Below are 3,919 nucleotides of genomic sequence, written 5' to 3' on the forward strand. Positions count from 1 at the left end.
AAGAAGTCGAGATGGATGCTACTTAACCAAAACCAGCATCTCAATAGCGCATCATTAACAATTCATTTCACAGCGATCAATTAAATTTCTCAAAGTAACAATAAATAAACAAAACTAATCTGGCGCTGACTTTCCCCTCACTTGTTCCTCAAAAGCCTGCCCCCAGATATCAAAAAGCCCACGCGCTAGCGTGGGCCTTCTGCATATCGTGAAACCAGGCAGCCAGTAAAGCCACTTTGGATATTCAGATAATAAAAAACCCCGCCGAAGCGAGGTTTCAGATTGTAGGTGCTTATTATCACTGCCATCACGGTGCAGCTCTGCCAAGCATGACTGAATTATCGACTTTTTTTACCTGTTTTCAAGTTTTATTTTCACGAGCCCTTTTTATCTCAGCTTTCATTGACAGAAATACGGCACTGTTAAAATGCGATACACACCACCTCACACGGTCTTCAGCCTGTTTTCGGGTTAACCATGGGGCCACTGAAAGAAGATATCGCGCTATATCGCTAACTTTTTTTCGACCTGCATAAAAAGCGACACCAACGATGTAAACCGGATCATCGCTTTGAAACGCAGACAGAATGCACTTCTCCACAAAGTCGCCATCGTCCCTTTTCATTTGGTCATTAAGAGCATCCACCAGTGTTGGCTTAGGCCAGAGAATACCTTTTGCCATTTTCAGCAGGTCTTCACCACGGTACCCAATCTTACGCAGACCTTTAATCGTGTCGGTGATCCGTTTCGCCGCAGCCTCTGACCATTCATCACCCTGTAAGTCAGTCCAGAATCCCCCGCCATTCATTTGAGACTGTTCTTTCGTTCTGCCGCCGTAGCACTCCCCCCACACGGCAAGAAGTGATTTAACCCAGGCGCTTTGAATGTCTGTCAATGGCCGATATTTACCCAGCCAGCTTTTACGCGGCGCAGCTGCTGCATGTTCCAGGGCTTTTGTGTGTGCACGCCTTTGACGAGGTGTCATACCTCACCTCCTAATTCATAAAGTACCTGCACCAGCAATTCGCTTTCGGTACCGAAATTGTTTTCCCATGTCTGACGGCCAGCATGCACGGCTTTTCCATGGCCACCAGCACGATGATGAAAATGGCAAAGAGGAATAACGTGGAAGTTGTCGGCGCGGACTGATAATCCAGTACCTTTGCTGCAATGGTGGATTTCAGCAGGGGTGTCCTCGTGACCGAGGTTTTTACAAACGATACAACCCAGCCCGGCGACACGGGACAGGTGAAGTTTTTCGGCTTTGGTCTTTGACTTGTTCATGCCGCACCGCCTGGGTGCGAAAAACAAACAGATACACCGCTCCAGTAGGTGCGGTGTGGGTAGATAATGCTTTTTTGATGCGCCATTTGCTACTCTCATCTGGCGCAGTAATTACTCAGTTCAGGGTGTTCAATCCTGTTCACTTATTATAGCAATAGACCCAGGTAGTATGCCAGCCATGATAGACGCTTCAGTATAGCTAGCTATAGATACGACACATTCACCTTTAGCTAATGCAAATCCATCATCGACCACAAGATTGTCCATGTAAAACAGCACAGGCCCAACATGCTCTCGTAAATTGGGTATCAGCGATTCTGAAACATAAATCGCAATCATATTCTCACGTGCAGTCATATTCTTTTTCCTAAAGAATTAATCATCCCCAAGGAGGGGGCGCCCCTTTTATCCCTGCGCGCGGTTAAGATTTACCCCAAATACAGCTTTAAGTCTAATAGGTGAGACAGATCGAAATACCACTTATCGATCTGTTATAACGATCAATTAATGTTTAAGTGTTACTTACGCCTACCGTTAGCAATAGTGAAACGCTTCACCACGCTATCTTCATGATTCAATGCGGGATTTACGCTTCAATCTGTAGTTTTTTAGCTGGACGTTTTTATTGTGACGATAAAAAACTTTCATATCACGTGGAAAAAAGAAACCCGCCGTAGCGGGTTAGGAGTGTAGGTGCATTGAGGGTATCAGAAATGATGAGATTTTAGCCGTTCCGTGCTGACAATCAACATCCACCAGCAAGCAGTAATTGAAACTATCTCAACGTAAGAAAAACCCGCCGAAGCGGGTTCAATGGCTTTATTTACTCTCTGAGTGTTCGATATGACTGAAGCGACACAACATTATAGTTTCCAGATAGCCCCTCAGTTGTAGGGAGAGCATCTCCAGCTAATTCATAAAGAATATCTATTTCGATATCCATTTCATCAGCAATACGTTTGGGATCATAACCAAGCTCTTCAAGCAGAAACATTAAAGCTCGACGGAACAATTCAGGACGCTCGTGAGGTATCAGATGATCCTCTTTTTCATCAATAGCCTCTCCTTTGCGCTTAAGGCCCATAAACGCTGTTTTGTATTGCTCATCAGTCAAGAGGCCTAACTGGTGTGCTCTGTAAACAATGGCCGCTTTGCTTACTTTCCATGTCAATTTAAACTGACTTAACCCTTGCCAATTAATTCTCCCCCCAACAGGTCTTGGAAAATACTTCGCCATTGCAGTTCGGGGAAGCAGTAAAGCAGAGGCAAAACGGTTAGCTTGGGATTCGGTTAACCGATCACCAGTTGAAACCCCCTCATGCAGGATCAAATGAGCAACCTCGTGTGCGATATCAAAACGCTGCCTACATGGTGATTTTTTTGCCGTATTTCGAACAATAAACGGCCTGCGCAAAGGAACCGATAACGCGTCAACTTCATCCGAAACAGCGTCAAAAGAGGTAACAAATGCCCCTAGTTTCTCAGCAAGACGGGTCATATTGTCAATCGGCCCAAAACCCAATCCCCATTCAATTCTGCATTTCTCTGCAGCTCGCTCTATATCCTCTTGCGTATGAACTTTAAATTCAGGAAAGCGAACTGGGGATAAATCAAGATTATATTCGAATACATGAATAAAACGACGATAAAACTCAGCCTTGGCGAGTGTTGATAGTTTCGTCGACATCCTTGTTGAGGTCCGTTTACGAAAATGAACAATCTCTTCATTAACGGGGGAATGCTCCTGCCTTTCGAAAAAGGCAGGTTTTACCCGTAAAACCTCGGCTAATTTATTAATAAGCTCTGGGGATGGAACAGCTGAACCAGACTCCAATCGCTGAATATATTGGCGTGTTTTTTCAACCTTTTCAGCAACCTGCTCCAGAGATAGCTCGTGATACAGACGAGCGAGTCTTAAATTAGTACCGTTAAACACTTTTCACCTACTATTTGCTATTCTGTTTCTTTTCCTTCTCAGTCTTGGATGCACTGATAGGTTCTAGCTCGATAGGTACCGGTGCTGGAGGCACATCATCGATAGAGTTCAGCATAACAACACGGCTCGAACCATATGTCCAGGTCGAGACGACCTCCCCAAACACGTTATAGCCATTAAAAATAACCTTTCCACCCTCTCCTTCAAATTCAGGCTTCTCAACCACAAAACGGTGCATTGTTGGTGTGGTTTCCTCCGTTTTAAAGAGTTGGTCAGCATCATTCCTTTTAAAGAAACCCCGTTTTTTAGGATTATCTGCATCATCTGTAAAGAACCGGATAGGGACCTGTCCAATGGAAAACGTAAGATCCATTCCGGGGTTAAGTAGCCTCATCCAGTCATATGTCTTGCGCACGCACATCTGCAGCAAAGATTGCCGTTGTCGGCCAAATGTACAACCACCGCGAGTATAGTTATCATCAAGAGGAGATGATAATTGTTCATGAGTTATATCCTGAACCCTAAGCAATTCCTCAGCGATTGTGATCAAACGTTCTTCAGTAAGCTCAGGAAAGAATTCCCAAGGGTATGGAAGGGTCTGCATCAATAACTCTCCGTTCTGTTCGTGCAAAAACCAACTTTTGTCAACTAAGATATTGGTGCACATTCCCGTTTTTGTCAACCAATAAAAAAACCCGC

5 protein-coding genes are annotated in these 3,919 nt (G+C 44.6%); all 5 read right to left on the reverse strand.

Translation table 11 applies throughout. From position 1 onward, the window contains the following. Positions 1-361: 361 nt before the first annotated feature. Positions 362-985, reverse strand: a complete 624-nt coding sequence (locus DEO48_RS09420) for a hypothetical protein (protein WP_109844994.1) — start codon at positions 983-985, stop codon at positions 362-364. Beyond that, complete coding sequence (locus DEO48_RS09425) at positions 982-1,284, reverse strand: Ref family recombination enhancement nuclease (RefSeq protein ID WP_109844995.1); 303 nt, start codon at positions 1,282-1,284, stop codon at positions 982-984. Before DEO48_RS09425 ends, DEO48_RS09420 begins: the two co-directional genes overlap by 4 nt. 129 nt (positions 1,285-1,413) lie before the next feature. Beyond that, positions 1,414-1,641 carry a hypothetical protein gene (locus tag DEO48_RS09430; protein ID WP_258306081.1) on the reverse strand — a complete coding sequence of 76 codons (228 nt, stop codon included), beginning with the start codon at positions 1,639-1,641 and terminating at the stop codon, positions 1,414-1,416. A gap of 466 nt (positions 1,642-2,107) precedes the next feature. Continuing rightward, positions 2,108-3,220 (reverse strand): ImmA/IrrE family metallo-endopeptidase, encoded by a 1,113-nt coding sequence (locus DEO48_RS09435; protein ID WP_109844996.1) that lies wholly within the window; start codon positions 3,218-3,220, stop codon positions 2,108-2,110. A 10-nt stretch (positions 3,221-3,230) separates the two neighbouring features. Then, positions 3,231-3,919: hypothetical protein (locus tag DEO48_RS09440; protein ID WP_258306082.1), on the reverse strand; the 689-nt coding region annotated here is incomplete at its 5' end.

Origin of the sequence: Enterobacter sp. CGMCC 5087 (genome assembly GCF_003144775.1) — a bacterium.
GTDB classification, from domain to species: Bacteria; Pseudomonadota; Gammaproteobacteria; order Enterobacterales; family Enterobacteriaceae; genus Enterobacter; species Enterobacter cloacae_M.

Excerpts from the sequence above, each read along its gene's own strand:
- DEO48_RS09420 (WP_109844994.1), bottom strand. The coding sequence starts at position 985 with ATGACACCTCGTCAAAGGCGTGCACACACAAAAGCCCTGGAACATGCA.
- DEO48_RS09425 (WP_109844995.1), bottom strand. The coding sequence starts at position 1,284 with ATGAACAAGTCAAAGACCAAAGCCGAAAAACTTCACCTGTCCCGTGTC.
- DEO48_RS09430 (WP_258306081.1), bottom strand. The coding sequence starts at position 1,641 with ATGACTGCACGTGAGAATATGATTGCGATTTATGTTTCAGAATCGCTG.